The organism is Bradyrhizobium sp. CFUWI (genome assembly GCF_056429085.1).
This window is the reverse complement of the sequence record NZ_JBWJZE010000006.1, coordinates 337,345-356,534: the sequence shown is the minus strand read 5'-3', so window position 1 is coordinate 356,534 and position 19,190 is coordinate 337,345. Positions and strand designations below refer to the sequence as shown.

20 protein-coding genes are annotated in these 19,190 nt (G+C 63.8%); 2 read left to right on the top strand and 18 right to left on the bottom strand.

The window, feature by feature from the left end:
• Positions 1–11 precede the first annotated feature (11 nt).
• From AC066S_RS16380 to AC066S_RS16295, 18 genes are all read right to left on the bottom strand, one after another.
• On the bottom strand, positions 12–1,205 hold the full coding sequence (locus AC066S_RS16380) for a class I SAM-dependent methyltransferase (protein WP_478270178.1): 1,194 nt from the start codon (positions 1,203–1,205) through the stop codon (positions 12–14).
• The gene (locus tag AC066S_RS16375; RefSeq protein ID WP_478270177.1) at positions 1,198–2,415 is read right to left on the bottom strand and encodes a class I SAM-dependent methyltransferase; all 1,218 of its coding nucleotides are present in this window, start codon (positions 2,413–2,415) and stop codon (positions 1,198–1,200) included. The genes AC066S_RS16380 and AC066S_RS16375 overlap by 8 nt, the downstream gene beginning before the upstream one ends.
• 239 nt (positions 2,416–2,654) lie before the next feature.
• Positions 2,655–3,626 (bottom strand): lysylphosphatidylglycerol synthase transmembrane domain-containing protein, encoded by a 972-nt coding sequence (locus AC066S_RS16370; RefSeq protein WP_478270176.1) that lies wholly within the window; start codon positions 3,624–3,626, stop codon positions 2,655–2,657.
• Positions 3,627–3,828: 202 nt separating this feature from the next.
• Positions 3,829–4,713 (bottom strand): hypothetical protein, encoded by an 885-nt coding sequence (locus AC066S_RS16365; protein WP_478270175.1) that lies wholly within the window; start codon positions 4,711–4,713, stop codon positions 3,829–3,831.
• Positions 4,659–5,588 (bottom strand): hypothetical protein, encoded by a 930-nt coding sequence (locus AC066S_RS16360; protein ID WP_478270174.1) that lies wholly within the window; start codon positions 5,586–5,588, stop codon positions 4,659–4,661. The genes AC066S_RS16365 and AC066S_RS16360 overlap by 55 nt, the downstream gene beginning before the upstream one ends.
• 4 nt (positions 5,589–5,592) lie before the next feature.
• The gene (locus AC066S_RS16355; protein ID WP_478270173.1) at positions 5,593–6,180 is read right to left on the bottom strand and encodes a WbuC family cupin fold metalloprotein; all 588 of its coding nucleotides are present in this window, start codon (positions 6,178–6,180) and stop codon (positions 5,593–5,595) included.
• The gene (locus tag AC066S_RS16350; protein WP_478270172.1) at positions 6,158–6,823 is read right to left on the bottom strand and encodes a class I SAM-dependent methyltransferase; all 666 of its coding nucleotides are present in this window, start codon (positions 6,821–6,823) and stop codon (positions 6,158–6,160) included. The genes AC066S_RS16355 and AC066S_RS16350 overlap by 23 nt, the downstream gene beginning before the upstream one ends.
• 25 nt (positions 6,824–6,848) lie before the next feature.
• Positions 6,849–7,241 (bottom strand): LIC12192 family sporadic carbohydrate cluster protein, encoded by a 393-nt coding sequence (locus tag AC066S_RS16345; protein ID WP_478270171.1) that lies wholly within the window; start codon positions 7,239–7,241, stop codon positions 6,849–6,851.
• Positions 7,234–8,040 carry a sporadic carbohydrate cluster 2OG-Fe(II) oxygenase gene (locus tag AC066S_RS16340; RefSeq protein ID WP_135166031.1) on the bottom strand — a complete coding sequence of 269 codons (807 nt, stop codon included), beginning with the start codon at positions 8,038–8,040 and terminating at the stop codon, positions 7,234–7,236. Before AC066S_RS16340 ends, AC066S_RS16345 begins: the two co-directional genes overlap by 8 nt.
• Positions 8,037–9,155: a DegT/DnrJ/EryC1/StrS family aminotransferase gene (locus tag AC066S_RS16335; RefSeq protein WP_478270170.1), complete on the bottom strand. Its 1,119-nt coding sequence runs from the start codon at positions 9,153–9,155 to the stop codon at positions 8,037–8,039. Before AC066S_RS16335 ends, AC066S_RS16340 begins: the two co-directional genes overlap by 4 nt.
• Positions 9,145–10,251: a DegT/DnrJ/EryC1/StrS family aminotransferase gene (locus AC066S_RS16330; protein WP_478270169.1), complete on the bottom strand. Its 1,107-nt coding sequence runs from the start codon at positions 10,249–10,251 to the stop codon at positions 9,145–9,147. Before AC066S_RS16330 ends, AC066S_RS16335 begins: the two co-directional genes overlap by 11 nt.
• 8 nt (positions 10,252–10,259) lie before the next feature.
• Entirely contained in the window at positions 10,260–11,219 is a 960-nt protein-coding gene (locus AC066S_RS16325) for a transketolase family protein (protein ID WP_126258087.1), read from the bottom strand.
• Positions 11,220–11,229: 10 nt separating this feature from the next.
• Positions 11,230–12,078, bottom strand: coding sequence for a transketolase (locus tag AC066S_RS16320; protein ID WP_478270168.1), 849 nt, complete (start codon positions 12,076–12,078; stop codon positions 11,230–11,232).
• Positions 12,053–13,090 (bottom strand): aminoglycoside phosphotransferase family protein, encoded by a 1,038-nt coding sequence (locus AC066S_RS16315; protein ID WP_478270167.1) that lies wholly within the window; start codon positions 13,088–13,090, stop codon positions 12,053–12,055. The genes AC066S_RS16320 and AC066S_RS16315 overlap by 26 nt, the downstream gene beginning before the upstream one ends.
• Positions 13,087–13,698, bottom strand: a complete 612-nt coding sequence (locus tag AC066S_RS16310; RefSeq protein ID WP_478270166.1) for an HAD family hydrolase — start codon at positions 13,696–13,698, stop codon at positions 13,087–13,089. The genes AC066S_RS16315 and AC066S_RS16310 overlap by 4 nt, the downstream gene beginning before the upstream one ends.
• A gap of 5 nt (positions 13,699–13,703) precedes the next feature.
• Entirely contained in the window at positions 13,704–14,705 is a 1,002-nt protein-coding gene (locus AC066S_RS16305; RefSeq protein ID WP_478270165.1) for an NAD-dependent epimerase/dehydratase family protein, read from the bottom strand.
• A 27-nt stretch (positions 14,706–14,732) separates the two neighbouring features.
• A complete protein-coding gene (locus AC066S_RS16300) occupies positions 14,733–16,298 on the bottom strand; it encodes a PfkB family carbohydrate kinase (protein ID WP_478270164.1) in 1,566 nt (521 codons plus the stop codon).
• An 82-nt stretch (positions 16,299–16,380) separates the two neighbouring features.
• Positions 16,381–17,397 carry an SDR family oxidoreductase gene (locus tag AC066S_RS16295; protein WP_135166023.1) on the bottom strand — a complete coding sequence of 339 codons (1,017 nt, stop codon included), beginning with the start codon at positions 17,395–17,397 and terminating at the stop codon, positions 16,381–16,383.
• 165 nt (positions 17,398–17,562) lie between these two features.
• Here AC066S_RS16295 and AC066S_RS16290 point away from each other — a divergent pair, with 165 nt between their 5' ends.
• Together AC066S_RS16290 and AC066S_RS16285 are read left to right on the top strand one after the other, a co-directional pair.
• Positions 17,563–18,150, top strand: coding sequence for an SIS domain-containing protein (locus AC066S_RS16290; protein WP_245481408.1), 588 nt, complete (start codon positions 17,563–17,565; stop codon positions 18,148–18,150).
• A 12-nt stretch (positions 18,151–18,162) separates the two neighbouring features.
• On the top strand, positions 18,163–19,179 hold the full coding sequence (locus tag AC066S_RS16285; RefSeq protein ID WP_478270163.1) for a lysylphosphatidylglycerol synthase transmembrane domain-containing protein: 1,017 nt from the start codon (positions 18,163–18,165) through the stop codon (positions 19,177–19,179).
• Positions 19,180–19,190 lie beyond the last annotated feature (11 nt).

Genomic DNA, 19,190 nt, shown 5'->3' with positions numbered 1-19,190 from the left:
GCTGCGCTCCCTTAGCGCTTCCGGATGACGAGGAAATGCGCCGGCTGTCCCCAGGCGCTGATGAATGCGGCATCCGACCGGGTGAGGGCGGCGACGGTGGACGCGTCCCGCCGCCCGATTGCAGCAAAGATGCGGTGGAAGCTGTCGAGCGTAGCCGCGATGGCTTCGATGTCGGCCGCGTCGTCGGCGAGAACGTCCGTCGTGCCGATCGTCTCGCGCAAGGATGCAAGGCCCGCGACGACGCGCGGCAGGCTCTCGCCGAAGGGATCGTCGATCATTGCATCGACGTCGCGAACCAGCGCCTCGATCGACGCGGAAATCGCCTGCACGGCATCGGCCTTGCCGACCAGATAGAGCTTTCGCCCGCCGAGGAAGCTCAGGCGGCTGCGATCGAGATGGCGCGCGGCGCGACGCAGCTTCTCGTCACCGGGCAGAACCTTCTTGTGCCAGTAGATGTCGAGGCTGTCGCGGTAGGCCGGCCATGCCGAATGGACGTCGAATCCCCTGTCGTGCGCGGCCGTGCACAATGCGGTCGCGTCGAGGAAGTAGCGATGCCTGACGAACGGATTCTCCAGCACGTCCATCAGCCAGGATTCGAAGCTGCGGGTGTGCGGAATGCTGTTCCACTTCGTCTCGAACAGCATCTTCGCCGTCTCAAGCGCAGGACGGCCGGTCAATGCCTTGCCGGCCGCATGCATCGCCTTGAGCGCGAGCTCGAAGAAGCCGCCATAGCGCTCGTAATAGGAAACGACGGCGTAACCGTCCGGGTTGAGCAGGCGGTGGAAGATTGCGAGCCATTTTTCGCTCGGCTGCACGGTGTAGATGAAGCCCTCGGCATCGATGATGTCGAAACGGCGGTCGCTGCTAAAGCCCTCGACGTCGGCCAGCGCGAGTTCGCGAAGACGTCCGGTCAGACCGAAACGCGCGAAATAGGCCTCGATCTTCGGGTGCGCCAGCCGGTTCGGTTCGGCGAGTGTCATGTTCGCGCCCCAGCCCGCAAACACCAGAGCGTTCTCGCCGGAATCAGGACCGAATTCGAGTACCTCGGCATCGCGAAACAGTCGCGGCGGCAGCACCAGCTTGTCCGAAAACAGCTCGCGCCGCTGGGCGGCATAGGCCTCGAGCTCGCTCGACGATTTGAAGTTCCCGAACGTCGGCAGGACGTCCTGACGTTCGTAATAGTTGAAGAGCTTGTCGTCAGCCATGCCGCGACCCTGCGGCCGCCTCGAGACGGTCGAGCTCGCTCCAGATGTCCGAGGGTGCGAAGATCGAAACGATCTGCAACGGTCGCTTCACATTCTCGCGCAGCCGGCTGCTGACCTTGGCCTCGTTCTCCTCGTTCACGGCGAGAAGACAGACGAGTGGCCCAGACTTGCCTGCGAGATCCTCGGGCGAACGGATCGGAATGCCGGTACCGGGTAGGAACAGTCCCTGGCGCTCCTTCTGGTCGTCGACGGAGAGATCGACGAGATCGGCCAGCTCGTGGGCGTTGGTGAAGGTGCAGGCGCGGCAGCCGGCGCCGTAGATGGCGATCTCCGCGCCGTTGGCGCGGGCCTCCGCCAAAATCGGGCGGAGACGTGCGCCATACTCTCTCGCGCGCTGACCGAATTTCTCGCCGACGCCGGACGGCGCGGGCGGCGACGCCACGTCGCCCTTGGCACGGCGGGCGGCGATCGCAAGGCTGCCGCCGCTGAAATTGTATTTCTTCACGGACACCGCCTCGAAGCCGTGGCGCGCCAGCAGCGCGATCAGGGTCGGCTCGGTGAAATAACTGACGTGCTCCTCCCAGAGGACCGAGAGGTCTCCCACCGCCGAGCCCGGATCAAAATCAGGTACGTCGATGAACAGCAGGCCGTCGTCGCTGAGCGCGATCTTGACGCAGTCGAAGAAGTTCTCGAAATCGACGATGTGCTCCAGCACCTGGCGCGACACCACGAGGTCGAACTTGCCGGCGCTCGAGACCGCATCGTGACACAACGCCGGGCTGATCATGTCGGCATAGACCTTGATGCCGCGCTCGCGGGCGATCTTGCCCGACACCGGGTTGGGCTCCACGCCCACCAAAGTCTTCGCACCGCGTTCGCGCAGCTTGTCCATGAACAGGCCGTCGTTGCATCCGATCTCGAACACGGATTGATGCTCGGAGAATTTCGCGATGGTGTCGAGCTCGTCCGCCTGATGCGGCTCCGGTTTCCAGCTGCTGAAATTGTAGTTGAACTGGCGATACAGAATTTCCGGATCGATCGGCTTGACGATCTGTGGCAGGCCGCAATCGCCGCAGGCCAGCACTTCGAACGGATAGCGTTCTTCCTGCTCGTTTCGGCTATGCCGAAGGCGGTGCGCAATCGGCATCAATCCGAGGTCGATGACCGGACGCAGGTTGGTCGAATGGCAAAGGCGGCAATGGTCGGTCACTGGTCAGGCTCTTTGCAGGAACAACATTGGAGGCACAGCCCCCCGGGTGAAACTCCGAACTGGCTGAAGGCTATATAGTGGCTCAGCCTGCGCCACAATTCCTAAGTTGTCTTGTCCCTGCGCCACCAACGGCCGGAACAGCGCCGCGCCACGGCACGATCGCCTTCGATCGATGGCATCCGGCCCGTCGGGTTGCTGCGGCAGTTCCGTGCGGTTGCACCTCGTTCAGGTACCCGCAATTACCGCTGATGGAGCGGTGGAGCAGCATCATCCGGTTCGGCGTCGCAAGCCGCACGCTCGGGCGCAAGCAGCCACACAGCGCCCCCGATGATGCCGACAATGAGATTGCCGAGCCCAAGCAAGATCGACATCGCGAGCGCCTTGTCGGATGCGATGCCGACAAGCCCGAGCGAGCCGACCATCGCTCCCTCGCGGATGCCCCATCCTCCGATGGAGAGCGGGACGGCGGCCGCCATGATCACCAGCGGCACGAGGACGAATGCGTCGAGTGCGGACAACCCGGCGTCCAGCCCGATCGCGAGAGCATAAGACGCCGTAATGGTCAGAAGATGAACAACAATAGCCGAACCTAACAAGGCTTTACGTCCCGCTTTCGCGAGTAGCGGGGCCTCGAGAAGCGCCGCAAATTGCATGATCCGGACGGGAAGACCTGCAGTCATTCGGGCCGACAACCGATTCAACATCAGGAGGACGATTGCGCCGAAATATGCGGCGGCGACGACAGCTGCGACGGCGAACAGCAAGACGTCGTCATGAATGCGCGAGATCAAGAACGGCATTCCCGCCAGAATGAGCAAGCCAAGGGTCAGAAGGCCGATGAACCGATCCGCGACAATGCTGCTCAGGGTCTGCGACCACCTTACTCCATGGCGCCGCAACATCCATATACGGACTGCTTCGCCGCCGGAGGGCAACACCTGATTGAACCAGGCGCTGGCAAGTACAATGCGCCATCCGGCCGCCCAATCCAAGGACACGCCGATCGCGCGGAGGATCAGAATCCAGCGGTTGCACAAGGCGAACGTCTGCGCGAACAGCAGCAGCATCGCCAGCGCGAGCAAGTGTAATTTAACAGCGAGAAGGTCGGCCTTGAGTGACGAAAGATCGAGGTCGCGTGCAACCAGAATGATAATGCCGGCTGAGACCATGAACTTGGCCAGGACAATGATCGTCTTCTTGCCTGGAGGCATCGTCAGCCCGTTCCACCCGTCAGCAGCCAGTCCTTCCCAGCTTCGCGCATCGGCTGAATGCGACCGGCCGGAGGAGGGCGATGGGGAGCCGCGGCGCTAGCTCTGGCGAGCATGGGTGCAATGGCTCGAATCGAACTGGTTCGTTCCCGGGCAGCCTACCAGGAGGATCAACGGGAGCCATAGTATGAGCATCGCGATTTGCCTATCGAATTCCGGAGCCGGAATCTTCGCAGGCTGGCGCGGGTAACGCCAGCAGCCAGGCGGCTCCACGTACTCCGGGCCGGCGGCAAGGTGGCCGGTATTCTGCTCTTGCTAGCGGAATTGCCAGATCGTCCTTCAATTGCATGAGCTCGCCGCGACCTTGCGTGGCCGACGGCGCATCCTCAAGGACGGCCCTCATCAGTTCGAGCAGTCCGATGCGATCGGGCGGCGGAATTCCGGGCGCCGCGCGGTAGCGCCAGGTCTCTCGTCGTGGGGGACAGGGAAAAAATTCGAGGTAGGAGATCGTGCAGCCTTCACTCCGTACAGCCCCAGAACTGTCGAAATCTCCACAATGATCCGTGTACACGAACGATCGCTCTCGATTTGCATCGCGCAGCGCCATCTGTGCGACATTCATGTCAGGGGCGCCAAGGCAGCGGGAGCGATACGAGATTATATGGACATTCTCTATATGGAGCCTCACGACCTTTGGTTCGGGGTCAGCAAGCAAGGCTGCTCGAACTTGCCGCTGGAGATCCGAGCTGATCAGCCCGTCGTAGAGAAGCCATTTGGAGTCCTGCACCATGGACAGCGCGAAGACGGCGAGCAGGCCCCCAGCCAAACCGGCGCGCAATCGTGCTCCCGGAACCGCCTGGATGAACGTCGCCATCAGCATCAAGATGCCGAACTGCGAGGGAAAGAGCAGTCTCGATTCCGCCCGCATCACGTCGCCATAAATTCCGGTGATGGCGTAAGGCATCGCACCGAGGAGAGCGATTGCGGCTCCTAGCACCAACAGCAATATCGCGTTGGCGGACGAGACGAAGCTCCTCAGCAGCCATGGTGTCCAGAAAGCGCTCGCGGAGAGCAGGGCGGAGCCGACCATGGCGGCCAATGCCAGGGCTGCGGAATTGCGGCTTTCCAGTAGCCCGACCCGCGGGAATAGGCGTAGCCCAGGCCTGTCCAAAAGGCCATGAAATGGGCCGCCAGCGCTTCTCGGATGACGACAGGGTCAGACACGAAACTATATTGTCCGGCGTAATGACCGCTCTTCCCCAAAATCGTCAGCCGCAGCAAGATGATGGTTGCGATGGCCAGCCAGAACGGAACGAGCCGCGCAAGTGTCCGTGTCCAACGTTCGCCGGCAGATCGGGCCAGCACGACCCGGAGTGGCTCGAGGGCGATCAAGGTCTCCAGCGACAATGAGAAGAACAGGCAGAACGGTGCGGCCCATCGAAGCGCCCGTACTTTCGAATAGGTCAACTCGTAAGACAACAAATAGAAAAGCAGGAGGACGTCGTAGACGGCGTTCTGCGAAAGGCGAATGACGTAAAACGGGCTGAGCAGGAAGAGAGCCGCAAACAATGCAGCTATGGGCTTTGTGTGCGGTGACCTTTGGAGGATGGAGTAGAGCAACAGGCCGTTCGCGAGGTGGCAACCCAGACCTGCTAACCGCGCAGCGACGTCGGGCATATCGGGCAAGAGAACGACGAGCAGCGACATCGGTACGATGAAGCCGGCATGAGCCGCTTCCCGCAGCACGCGGAAAAGTCCGGGGAGGCCCTCAGTCCAGTAGGTGTAGTAAACGCTCCAATCGTCGCCGAAGACCTCGCGTGCGAACAGTGCAGGCAAGCTCGCACCAAGGGCGAGAACCACACCGACCCAGACATATCCGATACCCTTTCGCTCGCGCATGTAGCAAAGCGCGGCGTCTGGGGTCGTCTTCCGGCGGAAGCCGTCGGGACGGACCGGTTCGATCATGGCCTCAGGCCCTCGCATCGCGGCCTTGATGTTCGATGACGAGCCTGCCGATCTGCGCGACGTAGTCGCGCACTTCGGCGGCGTCACTGCCATCGGGGGCCCAGTCCGGAAAAGCCGTCCGCGAGGGATCGAACGGACCGGCGGTGGTTTCGTGGAACACCAGCCATTCCGAGGTGATCAGGATCGAATGGAAGACCTTTTCCGGCATGCGATAGTAGCAGCGCTTGCCCTGGCCGTAGGGCGCCATCTCGAGCACCTCGCGAATGCGGCCGTCATCCTCGAAGATCACGACCTGCGCGGTGCCCTCGATGACGTGAAACGATTCAGGTTTGCCAAGATGCTTGTGGGGCCGCACATAGGCCTCCCGGTGGTGCACGATCAGCATCTCGTGCAGGCCGGACGAGGGATCCGGATGCGTGCACAGCCGGCTGCGCAGACGCGGGTTGCCGGCGGCGATGCGTTTCAGTTCCGCGATCGTGGCGTCATCCGCCGTGACGATGGCGTCGTCAGAATAATAGACCTCGGGATTCTGCATGCGCAGAGAGGTCGGCCGGCGCAGGCCCGTCGCCTCATTCGAAGAAGATGAACCCATGGTCGCCCCGGTAGCCGCATTTGTCGTAGATCCACGCCCAGGTTTCCGGGCCGTGGAAGCTCAGGCAGGTGAGCTGCCAGTAGAGCAGATTGGCCTTCTCACGCTCGTTGCGGAAGGATTCCACCATCAGATATTTCGAGGTGCCGCGTCCGACGCGCTCGATCTCGCGTACCGCGCGGAACACGTCCTCGAGCGGAAGGTTGTGCAGCACGCCGAGCGACACCACGATATCGAAGCTGTGATCGGGGTAGGGCAGCTCGACGGCGCTGCCGACCTGGAGCTGCGGCCGGACCTCCTCCTTGGCATTGGCGATGCCGTAGTCGGAGATGTCGATGCCGGCGATGGTGAGGTCGGGGACGAGCTGGGTGAACTCGTAGAGCAAATAACCCTTGCCGCAGCCGACATCGAGCACGCTCATGCCGGGCTTGATGCCGTAGCGATCGATCAGGGTCTGGGCAAGCGGGCGCCAGCGTCCGTCATAGCGATAGCCGCCATAGCCGTAGCGCCGGTCGCCGTCCCAGTAGTCGCGTCCCCATTGCCGCGCGACGGTGGCGGATTCCGCCTTGTCGTGCTCGACCACGCGCTGGACGTAGTTCCGCCTGGTCGAGGCGTGCATCGGCTGGAGCAGGTTGATCTCGCTCATGGGGCTCAACCGGTCCGCGGCATCGTCACAGGATGGTCGCGTACTTGTTGACCAGCAGGATGTCCTCGACCGCCTGGATGTCCTTCTGCGACGACAGCGTGATCTCCTCGACGGCCGCATGGAGGTCGCAGCCTTGGCGCAGCACCCGGTCGTAGATTTCCCGCCGGCGAGCCTCGTCGGGCGGCAGCATGAAGATGCTGTAGAGAATCATGCCGCGCAGTTGCGGCAGCTCGTCCAGGATGTCCTCGAGCACCATGTAGCTGCCGGGCATGGTGTGCTCGGCGGCACTGAGGAGATAGTGCAGGTTCTTCCGCCGCGCATAGTCGCGTATCACGATGTTCTGGACGTGCTGCGGGGTGCGGCTGCCGTTCAGCGGCCGGGCGCCGATATAGCCGCGATGTCCGGTGCGCTCAGCCATGGAAGCCTCCCGGCAGCTTGTACTGCATGCCGACCCGCGTCGCCGGGCGCAGCAGGATCGGCTCGAAGAACTCGCCGAAGCGCTTGTCGGCGTAGGGCGACATGATGCTCTTGAAGCGGCAGTTCATGCTCCAGCGCGTGCCGGCTTCCTCGTTGACGCGGTTGCCGTGCATCAGGGTCTGGTTGAACAGCATCACGTGACCGTAGGGAATCTCGATGAAGGTCGCGTGCGGCTTGATCGTCTTGTACAGCTCCTCGGCGCTGCGCAAGGTCGCCATCCGGTCCTGCATCTCGCCGTTCAGGGACGGCGGCAGCAGATACATCGATTTGGTCCGGTGCACGTCGACCAGCGGCACCCACACCACGACCTCGAACGGCGAGTCGCCCGACCAGACGTCGGAATGGGTGGCGAGCAGCGACGAGCTGTCGCCGGGAAGCTGGATGCTCAGGTTGACGCGGCGCTGCATGCAGAGCTCGTTGCCGACGATGGTCTCGATCGTCGAGCGCGCCAGACGGAAATAGGTCGGACGGAACCACGGCTCTGCATTGAGGCCGTTGAAGACGTGCAGCCGCAGGCCGTTGAGATCGTCCACGCTCACGCGCGTGTGGATGGTGTCGAGCATCGCGTAGGGATCGTTGCTGTGCGGCAGCTTCAGATAGTCCGCCGCGAGCTCCGCGGCGCGCCGCTGGATGCGGTCGAGCCCGGCGCGATCGTCGGCCGGCGTGGTGACGAAGCCGTCGTCGATGAACCGCTGCGCCAGCGCCTGCTCGTCGGCCTGAAGAAAGTCCGTATCCGTCATGCAAAGTACTCCCGGGCGGTCGCGCAAATATAGCTGATGTCGGCGGCCGACAGGAACTGGTTGATGGGAAGCGTGAGGATCTGGTCGGCCTGCCGCTCGGTCACCGGGAACGCGCCGCGGCCATGACCCAGATGCGCCGCCGCCGGCTGCAGGTGGATCGGGACCGGATAGTGAATGGCAGTCTCGACGCCCTTGTCGGCCAGATATTTCTGGAAGTCGGTGCGGCGGTCGGTCTGCACCACGAAGGTATGGAAGGTGTTGAACTCGATGTTGCGGCAGGGCGGAATGAACAGAGGCAGGCCTTCGAGCTCGGCGCGGTATTGCGCGGCGTTGCGCCGCCGGCGTTCGATCACCGAGGGCAGGTGACGCAGGCGAATGCGCAGCACCTCGGCCTGGAGCGTGTCGAGCCGTGACACGATGCCCCATTCCTGGACGTCACTGCGGTTGATCAGGCCGTGATTGCGCAGCCGGCGGATCCTGGCGGCGAGGCCGGCGTCGGCGGTGACGAGGAAACCGGCATCGCCGGCCGCGTTGAGATTCTTCAAGGGATGGGCGGAGAAGCAGCCGAACGTGCCGATGGTGCCGCTCATCCGGCCGTCATAGGTCGAGCCGACGGCTTGCGCGCTGTCCTCGATTACGGCGAGCGCGTGCTTGTCCGCGATCGCCATCAGCGGGGTCATGTCGGCCATGCGCCCGGTCAGATGCACCGGCATGATCGCCCTGGTGCGCGCCGTGACGGCGGCCTCGACCGCGGCCGGATCGATGTTCTGGTCCGGCAGCACGTCCGCAAACACCGGCGTGGCGCCGACCGCGATGATCGCGGCGGTCGACGCCACGAACGAATTCGGTGGGGTGATGACCTCGTCGCCGGGACCGATGTCGAGCGCCCGCAAGGCGAGGATCAGCGCGTCGGTGCCGGAATTCAGCGTCACCACATGCGGCGAGCCGAGATAGGCCGACAATTCCTCCTCGAGCTTTCCGACTGCCGCGCCGCCGATGAAGTCGCCGCGCTGGAACACGCCCTCGACCGCCTGCATGATCTCGGCGCGCTCTTCCTCGAATTGCGCGGGAAGATTGACGTAGCCGATGCGCCGGCGGCCGGTGTCAGCGTCCATGGCAGAACTTCCTGACGGTTTCGATGACGCGGTCCTGCTGTGCGCGCGTCAGATGCTGGTCGACGGGGAAGCTGATGACTTCCCTGGCATGGCGATCGGTGACCGGGAAGGTGCCGGGCGCGTAGCCGAGATGCTTCAGGCCTTCCTGCTGATACAGCGGGATCGGATAGTGGATCTTGGCCTCGATGCCGTTGTCCAGGCAGTATTTGTAAAGCTCGTCGCGGCGTTCGGCGAACACCATGTAGAGATGGTAGACGTGCTTCACGTTGGGCCGGCGCGGCGGGACGCGCAGGCCAGGCAGGCCGGCAAGGCCCGCGTCGTAATAGGCGGCATTCTCGATCCGGCGCCGCGTGATCTCGCTGGTCTGACCGATCAGCCAGTTGCCGACGACCGCCTGGAGGGAATCGAGCCGCGAATTGCAGCCCAGGATCGCGATCTCGTCGCGGTTCTTCATGCCGTGGTTGCGGATCAGGCGGAGCTTCTCGTTCATGCCGTCGTCATTGGTGACGACGACGCCGGCATCGCCCCAGACGTTGAGGTTCTTGAGCGGATGCAGGGAGAAGCCGGCCGCGATGCCGTGGGTGCCGGAACGCTTTCCCGCAAACTCCGACAGGATGCCCTGGCAGGCGTCCTCGACCACGGGCAGGTTGTGACGCTGCGCGATCGCCATCAGCTTGCCCATGTCGGTAACCTCGCCGGTCAACTGAACCGGCATGATCGCCTTGGTCTTCTCAGTGATCGCGGCCTCGACATGGTCGACGTTCATACAAAAGGAATCGTCGCAGTCGACCAGCACCGGCGTCGCGCCGGTTTCCGCGATCGCACCGACGGTGGCGATGAAGGTGTTGGCGGCGGTGATGACCTCGTCGCCATGACCGATGCCGAGCGCCTTGAGCGGCAGCTTAAGCGCGTCAGTGCCCGATCCGACGCCGATGGCGTGGCGCACACCGATCAGTTCGGCAAAGCGCTTCTCGAATTCGGCAACGGGCTTGCCAAGGGTGAAGTCACCGGTCGCAACCAGCCGGCCGATCTCGGCCAGGATCGGAGCGGGGTCGGAGAACTGCTCGAGCAGATAGGAATATCGAACGTCGTACATGTGACCCGTCAGATGGAATGAAGTTGAGGAGCGGAGCTGCGCGACGCCGCGAGCGCGTGCTCGATCGACGTCGCGATGGCGCTGGCGGACAGTCCGTGCTTCTTCAGCAGCGAATCCTGCGAGCCGTAATTGTGCATGAAGCGGTCCGGCAGCGACAGCCGCAGCATCGTAGGGAAGCCGGAGCCGAGCCGGTCGATCAGCGCTTCGGCGACGGCGCTGCCGAGGCCGCCGGAGGGCACGTGCTCCTCCAGCGTCGCCACGAGCTTGGTGCCGCGCACCGCCTGGAGCAGCGCCTCGGCGTCGAGCGGCTTCACCGTATGCATGTGCAGGATGCCGGCGCGAATGCCTTGCGCGGCGAGCTGGTCGGCGGCGGCGATTGCGCGCTGAAGCATGATGCCGGTGGTCACCATGAGGACCTCGCCCGGCGGCCGCATCAGGATGGCCTTGCCGATCTCGAAGCCGTGCTCGGCCTTCGAGACGATCGCGTCGCCGCCCTTGCCGAGCCGGATGTAGATCGGCCCGGTCCAGTCGAGCGTCTTTTCCATCAGCCGCGCGGCCTCATCGGCGTCGCACGGGCAGACCACCGTCATGTTCGGCAGCGCCCGCATGATGGCGATGTCTTCGATCGCCTGGTGGGTGGGGCCGAGCGGCGCGTAAACGAGACCGCCGCCATTGGCGATCAGCCGTACCGGGAGGTTGTGCAGACAGAGGTCGACGGCGACCTGCTCGTAGCAGCGGCGGGTGAGGAAGGTCGCGATGGTGTTGACGTAGGGCACGAAGCCCTCCATCGCCAGACCGGCCGACATGCCGATGATGTGCGCCTCCGAAATGCCCTCGATCAGATGGCGCTTGGGAAACTCCTTGCTCATGGCGCGCAGCGTGCCGGCGCCGGGATCGGAGCCGATGTAGAGCACACGCTCGTCGCGCGCGGCGAGCTTGTGGACCATGTTCATCGCGGTGTTGCGCATGGGGTGCCGATCAAAAATCGCCGACGGCGACGCGAATGGCGTCGAGCTCGCTGTCGGTCAGCTTGTTCTTGTGATGCCAATCGGCGTTGGATTCCGCCGGCGGCAGACCCTTGCCCTTGACGGTATGGCAGATGATCGCGGTGGGTTTGCCCGGAACGGCCGGGACCTGCTTCAGGACGGTGCGCAGCGCGCCGACGTCGTGGCCGTTGAGCTCCTGCACGGCGAAGCCGAAGCTGCGCCACTTGTCCGCAAGCGGCTCCAGCGGCAGGACGTAGTCGGTCGGCCCGTAGCTCTGGAGCTTGTTGTAGTCGATCATCGCGACAAGGTTGTCGAGACCGTGCTTGGCCGCGCCCATGGCGGCCTCCCACACCGATCCCTCATTGATCTCGCCGTCGCCGAGCAGGACGAAGGTCCGGTAGCTGCGCTCGCGCATGCGAGCGGCGAGCGCAAGGCCGACGCCGATCGACAGACCGTGTCCGAGCGCGCCGGTCGAGGCCTCGACGCCCGGCACCATGCCGTATTCGGGATGTCCGCCCAAGATACTGTCGGAGCCGCAAAACCCGTCCAGTTCCGATAGCGGGAAGAAGCCGCGATCGGCGAGCAGCGCATAGAGCGCCAGACAGCCGTGTCCCTTGCTGAGAATGGCGCGGTCGCGTGCCGGATCGCTCGGGTTGTTCGGGTCGATCCGCAGCACGTCGTCGTAGAGCACGCGGACCATCTCGATCAGCGAGAGGGCCGGACCGACATGGCCGCGTCCTGCGGAGCGGACAGAACCGAGGACCAGGCGGCGCAAATACAGACTGCGCTCGTCCAGCGTGCAGGTGAGGGCGGCTTCAGCGTGGGGTGAGATCTGGATCACGTTGGCAAATCGTTTGATGAAGCCGGCGGGCTTTGTCGAGCTGACCGGCAAGGCGAACCGTCAGATCGCCACCTTGCGCAGCCAGGGCGCGCCGGGAGCGGCTTTCGGGCAAATAGGCATTCAGGACAATCAGGCACCAAATCGCCCCGAAGACAGGATACAGTACGTCACGGCGGATCGCAAACGCGTCATCCCCAGCTTCGAACGCGCGCGAGAGCCTCTCGATCAATCGGTTCGCGCTAGCCTCCGGCAGATCGCTGCCTGGGTGAATCGCGGTGTCGGACACGAGCTTGACCGGATCGTCCCACCCGAAATATTCGAAGTCGATGAAGCGCAGCCTGCCATCTTCGGCGCGCAGCGCGTTGTGCAGTCCGAAGTCCGAGGGGCTCAATGCGCGATGAGCGGGCAAAAGGTCCGCTGCGGGATTTCGGCCGAGTTCCGCATAACGTCGACGGAGGCGTCGAACGGCGGCGGCCGTGCTGGGAACCAGGCTGCCGTCGATGAACGCACGCAGATCCGGATGATCGTCCGAGGCGCGCCTCAGTCCGTCGAGGCGCTGCTCGTATTGGGCGATGGCTTGCTCGGGCGAAAAGATGCTGGCCGAGGCGTTCCGCAGGGTCTGTGCACCCTCGGCGTCGCGCAATTTCTGCAATTCGATCAGGAAATCGGCCAGCTGGTCGGCATCGTCCTCCCGGGGGTGCAGGACCGCCGCGTCACCGTCGAACCATTGATACAGCGCGCAGAACGCATCTGCGTCCTTTGCGATCGGCCGCGGCGTCGACGTGATGCCGTGGCGCGATAGAAACGTGAGCGCGTCGTATTCCTGTCCCAGGCGATCGCGCCCGTCGGACGGATAGTGCTTGAGGGCGAGGGGCGGTCCCTTCGCCATCTCCAGCCGAAACACCCTGTTGTTGCCGCCGGACCGCGCCGGCTGAGCGGCTACGACCTGCGCTCCGGCCAGGCGGCTGCCGATCGAAATTGCATCCAGCGCGTTCAGGTCCGGCTCGCTCATCGCGCGAACACCTCGCGGCTTATATTCGCCCAGCTCGCAATCGGCTCGCAATGATCAGGATGGGGAGGCCGCGACTGCGTGAACAGGATCGACCGCGTCGTCTTCGGAAAATGCGGCTGCTCGAACACATCGACGAGATCGTCAATGAAGATATCGAGCTTCAGACTCGCGAGCCGCTCGACCTTGGCCGCCAGCGTATCCTCGAAATAGACATTGCCCGTCGCCAGCGCCGCATCGGCGGCGTCGATGAGACCTACAGCTTTCAACCAGCCGCGCGCAGCCTCGCGCAAGTCGACGCGGTCGGGGTCCTGATGGCCGAACTGCGTCTTGTGGCTGATGATGTAGACGCTCGCGCCGGCCTTGCGGCAGCTTGCGAGGAACTCGCGGACTCCAGGATAGATCTCGGCGCCGCCAATGCCCTTGCCGTAGACGAAGCCTTGCAGCCCCTGCCAGGCCAGCTCGCCGCCGGCACGGGACCGCAAGAGATCCCGCACCTCGGTCTTCAGCCCCTCCCAGCCCTCCGGCACCAGCCCACGCTGACGCGCGACGGCGGCAAAGACCCTGTCGTAGCAGATGATCGTGTTGTCGAAATCGATGCCGATCCGCACGCCGCTCACTTCAGGCTGATGTTCTGCATCATCTTGATGTTGAAATACCGGGGATCGTTGAGCGAGTTTGGCAGGCGGCCGGCCTTGAAGGCGTCCACGAGGCCGGACACGGCCTGCTCGATCGTGTGGGTCGGCGCAAATCCGAGCTCGCGGCGGATTTTCTCCGACGATACGTGGTAGGAGCGCAGATCGTCGGTCGACTCGACGGCGACGTCGACGTTGTCTCCCACCACCGATTTGACGATGTCGGCGATCCTCATCAGCGAGTGGTTCTCGTAACCGATGTTGTAGGTCTTGCCGTCGATCTTCGCGTCGTCCTGCTGCAGCAGGAACAGATAGGCCGCGGACATGTCCTGGATGTGCAGATTGGGTCGCTTCTGCGTTCCGCCGAACACCCGGATGCGGCCGGTGTTGACGGCGAGATTGGTCAGGATGTTGACGACGACGTCGAGACGCTGCCGCGGTGCGTAGCCGCAGACGGTGGCGGGACGAACCGTGCAGGTGACGAAGCCGGACGCCGCCTCTTCGGCGAGGTCGGTCTCGCACATCGCCTTGAACTTGGAATAGTCCGTGAGCGGCTCGCAGGACAGTTCCTCGGTCACCTCGGCCTCGTCCTTGATGCCGTAGACGCTCGACGAGGAGGCGTAGATGAAGCGCTTGATGCCGGCCTTCTTCGCGGCGCGCACCATCGGCCGGAAGCAGTCGTAGTTGATGGACTTGCCGAGCGCCGGATCCAGCTCGAACGAGGGGTCGTTGGAGATACAGGCGAGGTGGATCACGGCGTCGTTGCCGCGCAGGGCCTCGTTGACCGCGGCCTCATCGCGGATGTCGCCCTTGATCAGACGCAGGTTCGGATTGTCGCGAACGGCGTTGAAGACGTCGTCGCCGTACATGAAGAGGTCGAGCACCGTGACCTTGTGGCCGGCCGCCAGCAACTGGGGAACCAGCACGCTGCCGACATAGCCGGCGCCACCGGTGACCATCACGTTCCATTTCCGATCAATCACTGTCGTTCTCCAGATTTTTCGTTCGCGTTATTTCAACAACGCGGTGACGAACTTGACCAGCGGTGCCTTTTCAACCGAGTTGCGGTGACCGACGATGCCGACCTTGATCGCGCCCGCCGCATTGCCGATGAAGGCGACGTCCTCGATATTGCCGCCGGCCGCCACCAGCGGCGCCGTAATCGTCAGGAAGGCGTCGCCGGCGCCGACCGTGTCGACCACGGTCTTGGTGAAAGCGGGCACGCGCGCGACGCCGGTCTTCGACGAGAAGGGGTAACAGCCGAAGGAGCCGTGCGTGATGATCATGTTGTCGCAGTCGATCTTGCGGTGCAGGCCGTCCTCGATCACCGATGCGATGTCGCTGAACTTGTCGGTGGCGGCCAGCCGCGCTTCCGGCGCGTCGATGCAGACGTAGTTGGCCCGCGGATATTTCGTGATCAGGTTGTAGCCGTGGTTGCCGCTGTTGCTCTGGGCATTGACCGCCAGGAACTTGGAGTTCGCGATCAACGCCTCGATCGTGCTGGACGCGATCATGCCGTGACCGAAATCGGTGACGATGACGACGTCCGCGGCGCCCACGCGCTCGGCGGTGACGCGGTCGATCTCCTTGCGCGTGGTCTCCTCGAGCGGCGTGTCGTCCATGGTATAGACTTCGAACAGCTTGTGCAGATAGCCCATCTCGACGTACCGCAACTTGCGGGTAGTCGGACGGCCCTGAATGCGGATCGGCGTCAGCGTGACATTCGGGCGGACATGCGCGCGAATGAACTCTTCAGGGTAGTCGTTGCCGCCCAGCGTCGTGACGATCTCGACCGACTTGCAGAAGCTCGCGACGTGATTGGCCGCGGCGATGACGCCGCCGGCAAATTGCTCGCCGTTCTTGAGCAGGGTTGCGACGATATTCTCCTTCGAAGCCTTCCCGAGCGCCGTGACGTATTGGTATTCGTCGATGATGGTATCGCCGACCAGCACGACGTGCATGTCCTGGATCTTGTCGATCAGCTTCAGCAGCCGCTCGGCGCCGCCGCCTTCGCGCACCTTCTGCAGGTAGTCGCGCAGGGGTGGATCGTAGATGTCGAAGTAGCGGTTCAGCAGCGACGACGAGCTGAAGGTCACGTCGCGCGTGAAGACGATCCGCCCGCCATGACGTTCGACGGCTTCGCGCTCGATGGCGATCTTGCCGGTGACGTCGTCCTCGGGATTCTCGTAGTCCGAGCCCTTCACGTAGATGTCGGGGCGCACGGTATCGAGCACCGGCTCGGCGCTGGAGGTCTGGTTGATGCCGACCCAGTCGACCGTGCCGAGTGCGGCCAGCATCTCGGCACGCATGTTCTCCGGGAAGATCGGCCGTCCCGGGCCCTTGTTGACGAAACGGTCGGCGGTGATGGTCACGATGACCACGTCGGCCTCGTTGCGCGCCGCCAGGATGTGCCGGACGTGGCCGAGATGCACCAGATCGAACACGCCGTGGCAGAGCGCGACGGTCAGGCCCTTTGCCTGCGCGGCGCGCGCGATCTCGCCGAGTTCCTCGATCGTCCTGATCTTGTCGTGCGGTGCCGGATGGACGGCCGGCTTGTCTGTCTCAGCATTAGCCATGTGAATTACCCAAAGCGCCGGTAGGTCTCAGATGGCCGCCCGGAAATGATCGAATCGCGGCAAGAATATCCCGCGCACCTGTTCAAGAGCTTGCCTTCTGGGCCGAGCCGTTGTCGTCACCGAGATATTTGAACCAGTCCTTGGTGGCGTCGGCGATCTTGTCGACCGTCCACAGCGGCGCGTCCTTGTACTGGTCCATCGATTTCAGCATCGTCGCAACGCCGTCCTCGAATTTCACCTTCGGCGTCCAGTTCAGCACTCGTTTGATCTTGGTGATGTCGGCGTAGGTGCAATCGGGCTCGCCCGGACGTTTGGGGATGTGGACCTTGTCGCCGCCGAGAAGCTCGACCAGCCGGTTGACGCTGTAAGTGTTGTCCGAGCCGACGTTGAATATCTCGTGCGAGATATCGGAGCGCGCGGCGGTCACGAAGGCGTCTGCGACGTCGCTGACGAAGGTGAAGTCGCGCGTCTGTTCGCCGTCGCCGACCACCGTGAAGGGCTTGCCGGCGAGTTTCTGCGCCATGAACACGCCGAACACGGCACCGTAGGTGCCGGTGGTGCGATGGCGCGGCCCGTACACGTTGAACAGGCGGAGCGCGACCGCGGGCAGCTTGTAGACCTGGCACCAGTGCATGACGCACTGCTCGCCGAGATTCTTGGTAAGCGCGTAGGGGTACATCGGACGGATCTCGGCGCTCTCCGGCGTCGGGTAGACGTCGGGAATGCCGTAGCAGGACGACGATGCGGCATATACGAAGCGGCGGACGCCGGCGTGCCGTGCCGCCTCGAGAACGTTGACCGTGCCGTCGACATTGGCGCGATGATACGGGATCGGGGACTCGATCGAGGGAACGATGTCGGCCAGTGCCGCGAGGTGGAAGACCCAGTCGATACCGTGGAAATACGGTCTGATCGAGTCGAGGTCGGTGACGTCCGCCCGCACGACCTTCAACTGGCTCGAATTGGCGCGCGAGGCCAGATTTTCCGGGCGGCCGATGACGAAATTGTCGAGCGCGACCACCTCGTGGCCATCGTCGAGGAGGCGATCGACGAGGTGACTTCCGATGAAACCTGCGCCACCAGTGACAATGCATTTCATGGGGAACATCCGTGATGCGAATGCCCAGCGAAACAGGCCGGCCAATGTTGAGTGAAACCCGAAAGCCGACTATCAGCCGCTCGCCGACTTTGCAAGCATTATGCCTTTGCAATCCCTAGTGATAGCCGGTATCAGGGCATCATGTTGCAGCCGAGCCGCCAGCCCATGCCTGCCGAGTCCGTCGATCCCGATCACAAGGCTTTCCTCATCGATTATGTGGGGCGCCTGCATCGCGCGACGGCTGTCGACGACGGCGTTTTTGCCAGGATCTCCGCCACCCGCGCCATCTGGTTGCGCGCGCGCGAGCAGGGCGGCCGCGTCATCTTCATCGGCAACGGCGGTTCGGCGGGCATCGCCTCGCATCTGGCGATCGATCTGGCGAAGAACGCAGCGGTGCCTGCGCTCTGCTTCAGCGACGCGAGCATGATGTCGTGCCTCGCCAACGATTACGGCTTCGAAGATTGGATCGCGCACGCCGTGCGATTGAACGCGCGTGCCGGCGACTGCCTCGTCGCGATCAGCTCGTCCGGGCGCTCGAAGAACATCCTCAATGCGGTTGCGCAGGCGCGGACGATGAAGCTCGACGTGATCACGCTGTCGGGGATGAATGCGGACAATCCCCTGCGCAATCTCGGCGACGTCAATTTCTTCGTCGACAGCCGCAGCTACAACATTGTCGAGACGACGCACCAGTTCTGGATGATGGCCGCGATCGACCTTGTCATCGGTCGCGCGGAATATCCGGCATCCTGAGGCGGGCACCCGATGCAGTCGCGGTTCAAGCAGGCGGCCCTGTTTTCGGTAAGGCTGCTGCTGTCGATCGCCGTGCTGGTCTACATCGCGCGCGGTCTCGACCTGCAACAATTGCGCAGCCATCTTGTCTCGGTCGATCCTTTCCTGTTCGTCCTCGCGCTGACGCTGATTTTCTTCCAGACCTTCGTGCTCAACGGCCGGTGGGAGCTGATCATGCGTGCGCTCGGCGTCTCGCTGGACTGGCTCGCCGGCTGGCGCATCCTCATGATCAGCCTCTGGTTCAATCAGGTGTTGCCATCGTCGGTCGGCGGGGACGCCGTGCGGATCTGGCTGCTGCGCCAGCGCGGCGTGCAGTGGTCCGAGGCGGTCAAGGGCGTCGCGGCCGATCGTTTCACGGCCTTGATCGGGCTGATCGTGCTGATGGTGGCCGGATTGCCGTTCCTCACGTCACGCGTGTCCAATCCGGCCGCGATCCTGGCCATCGGCGGGCTGACGCTGGCGGGCGTCGCCGGCACTGCAATTCTGTTGACGCTCGACCGCCTGCCCAGGCGCCTCGTTGCGCATCCGGCGATCGCAAGCTTCGTCCGGTTCGGAACGCTGGTGAGGTTCCTTCTCCTGCAGTCGAAGAGTCGCGCTTTGCTGTTCGGATCGGCGCTCCTCATCCATCTCGTGACCGCGGCGGCCTGCTACGCCTTGGCGCGCGGTGTCGGCGCCCAGCTCTCGATGACGGACGCCGGCGTCCTGATTCCGCCGGTGGTGCTGCTGACGGCGGTCCCGATCTCGATCAGCGGCTGGGGCGTTCGGGAGGGGGCGATGGTCGCCTGCCTCGGTCTGGCCGGCGTCCCTTCCGAGCAAGCGCTGTCGGTGTCGCTGCTGCTGGGCGCCATCAGCGTCATCATCGGGCTTGTCGGAGGTGCGATCTGGCTGGCAAGTCCGGAGCGCGGATCGTATTCCGCGGACAACGCCAAGGCGGCGGAGGAAGCCCCCAGCTACGACGGGCTGGGCAGGGAAGTCTCGAGCCAACCATGACCCGCTTGAGC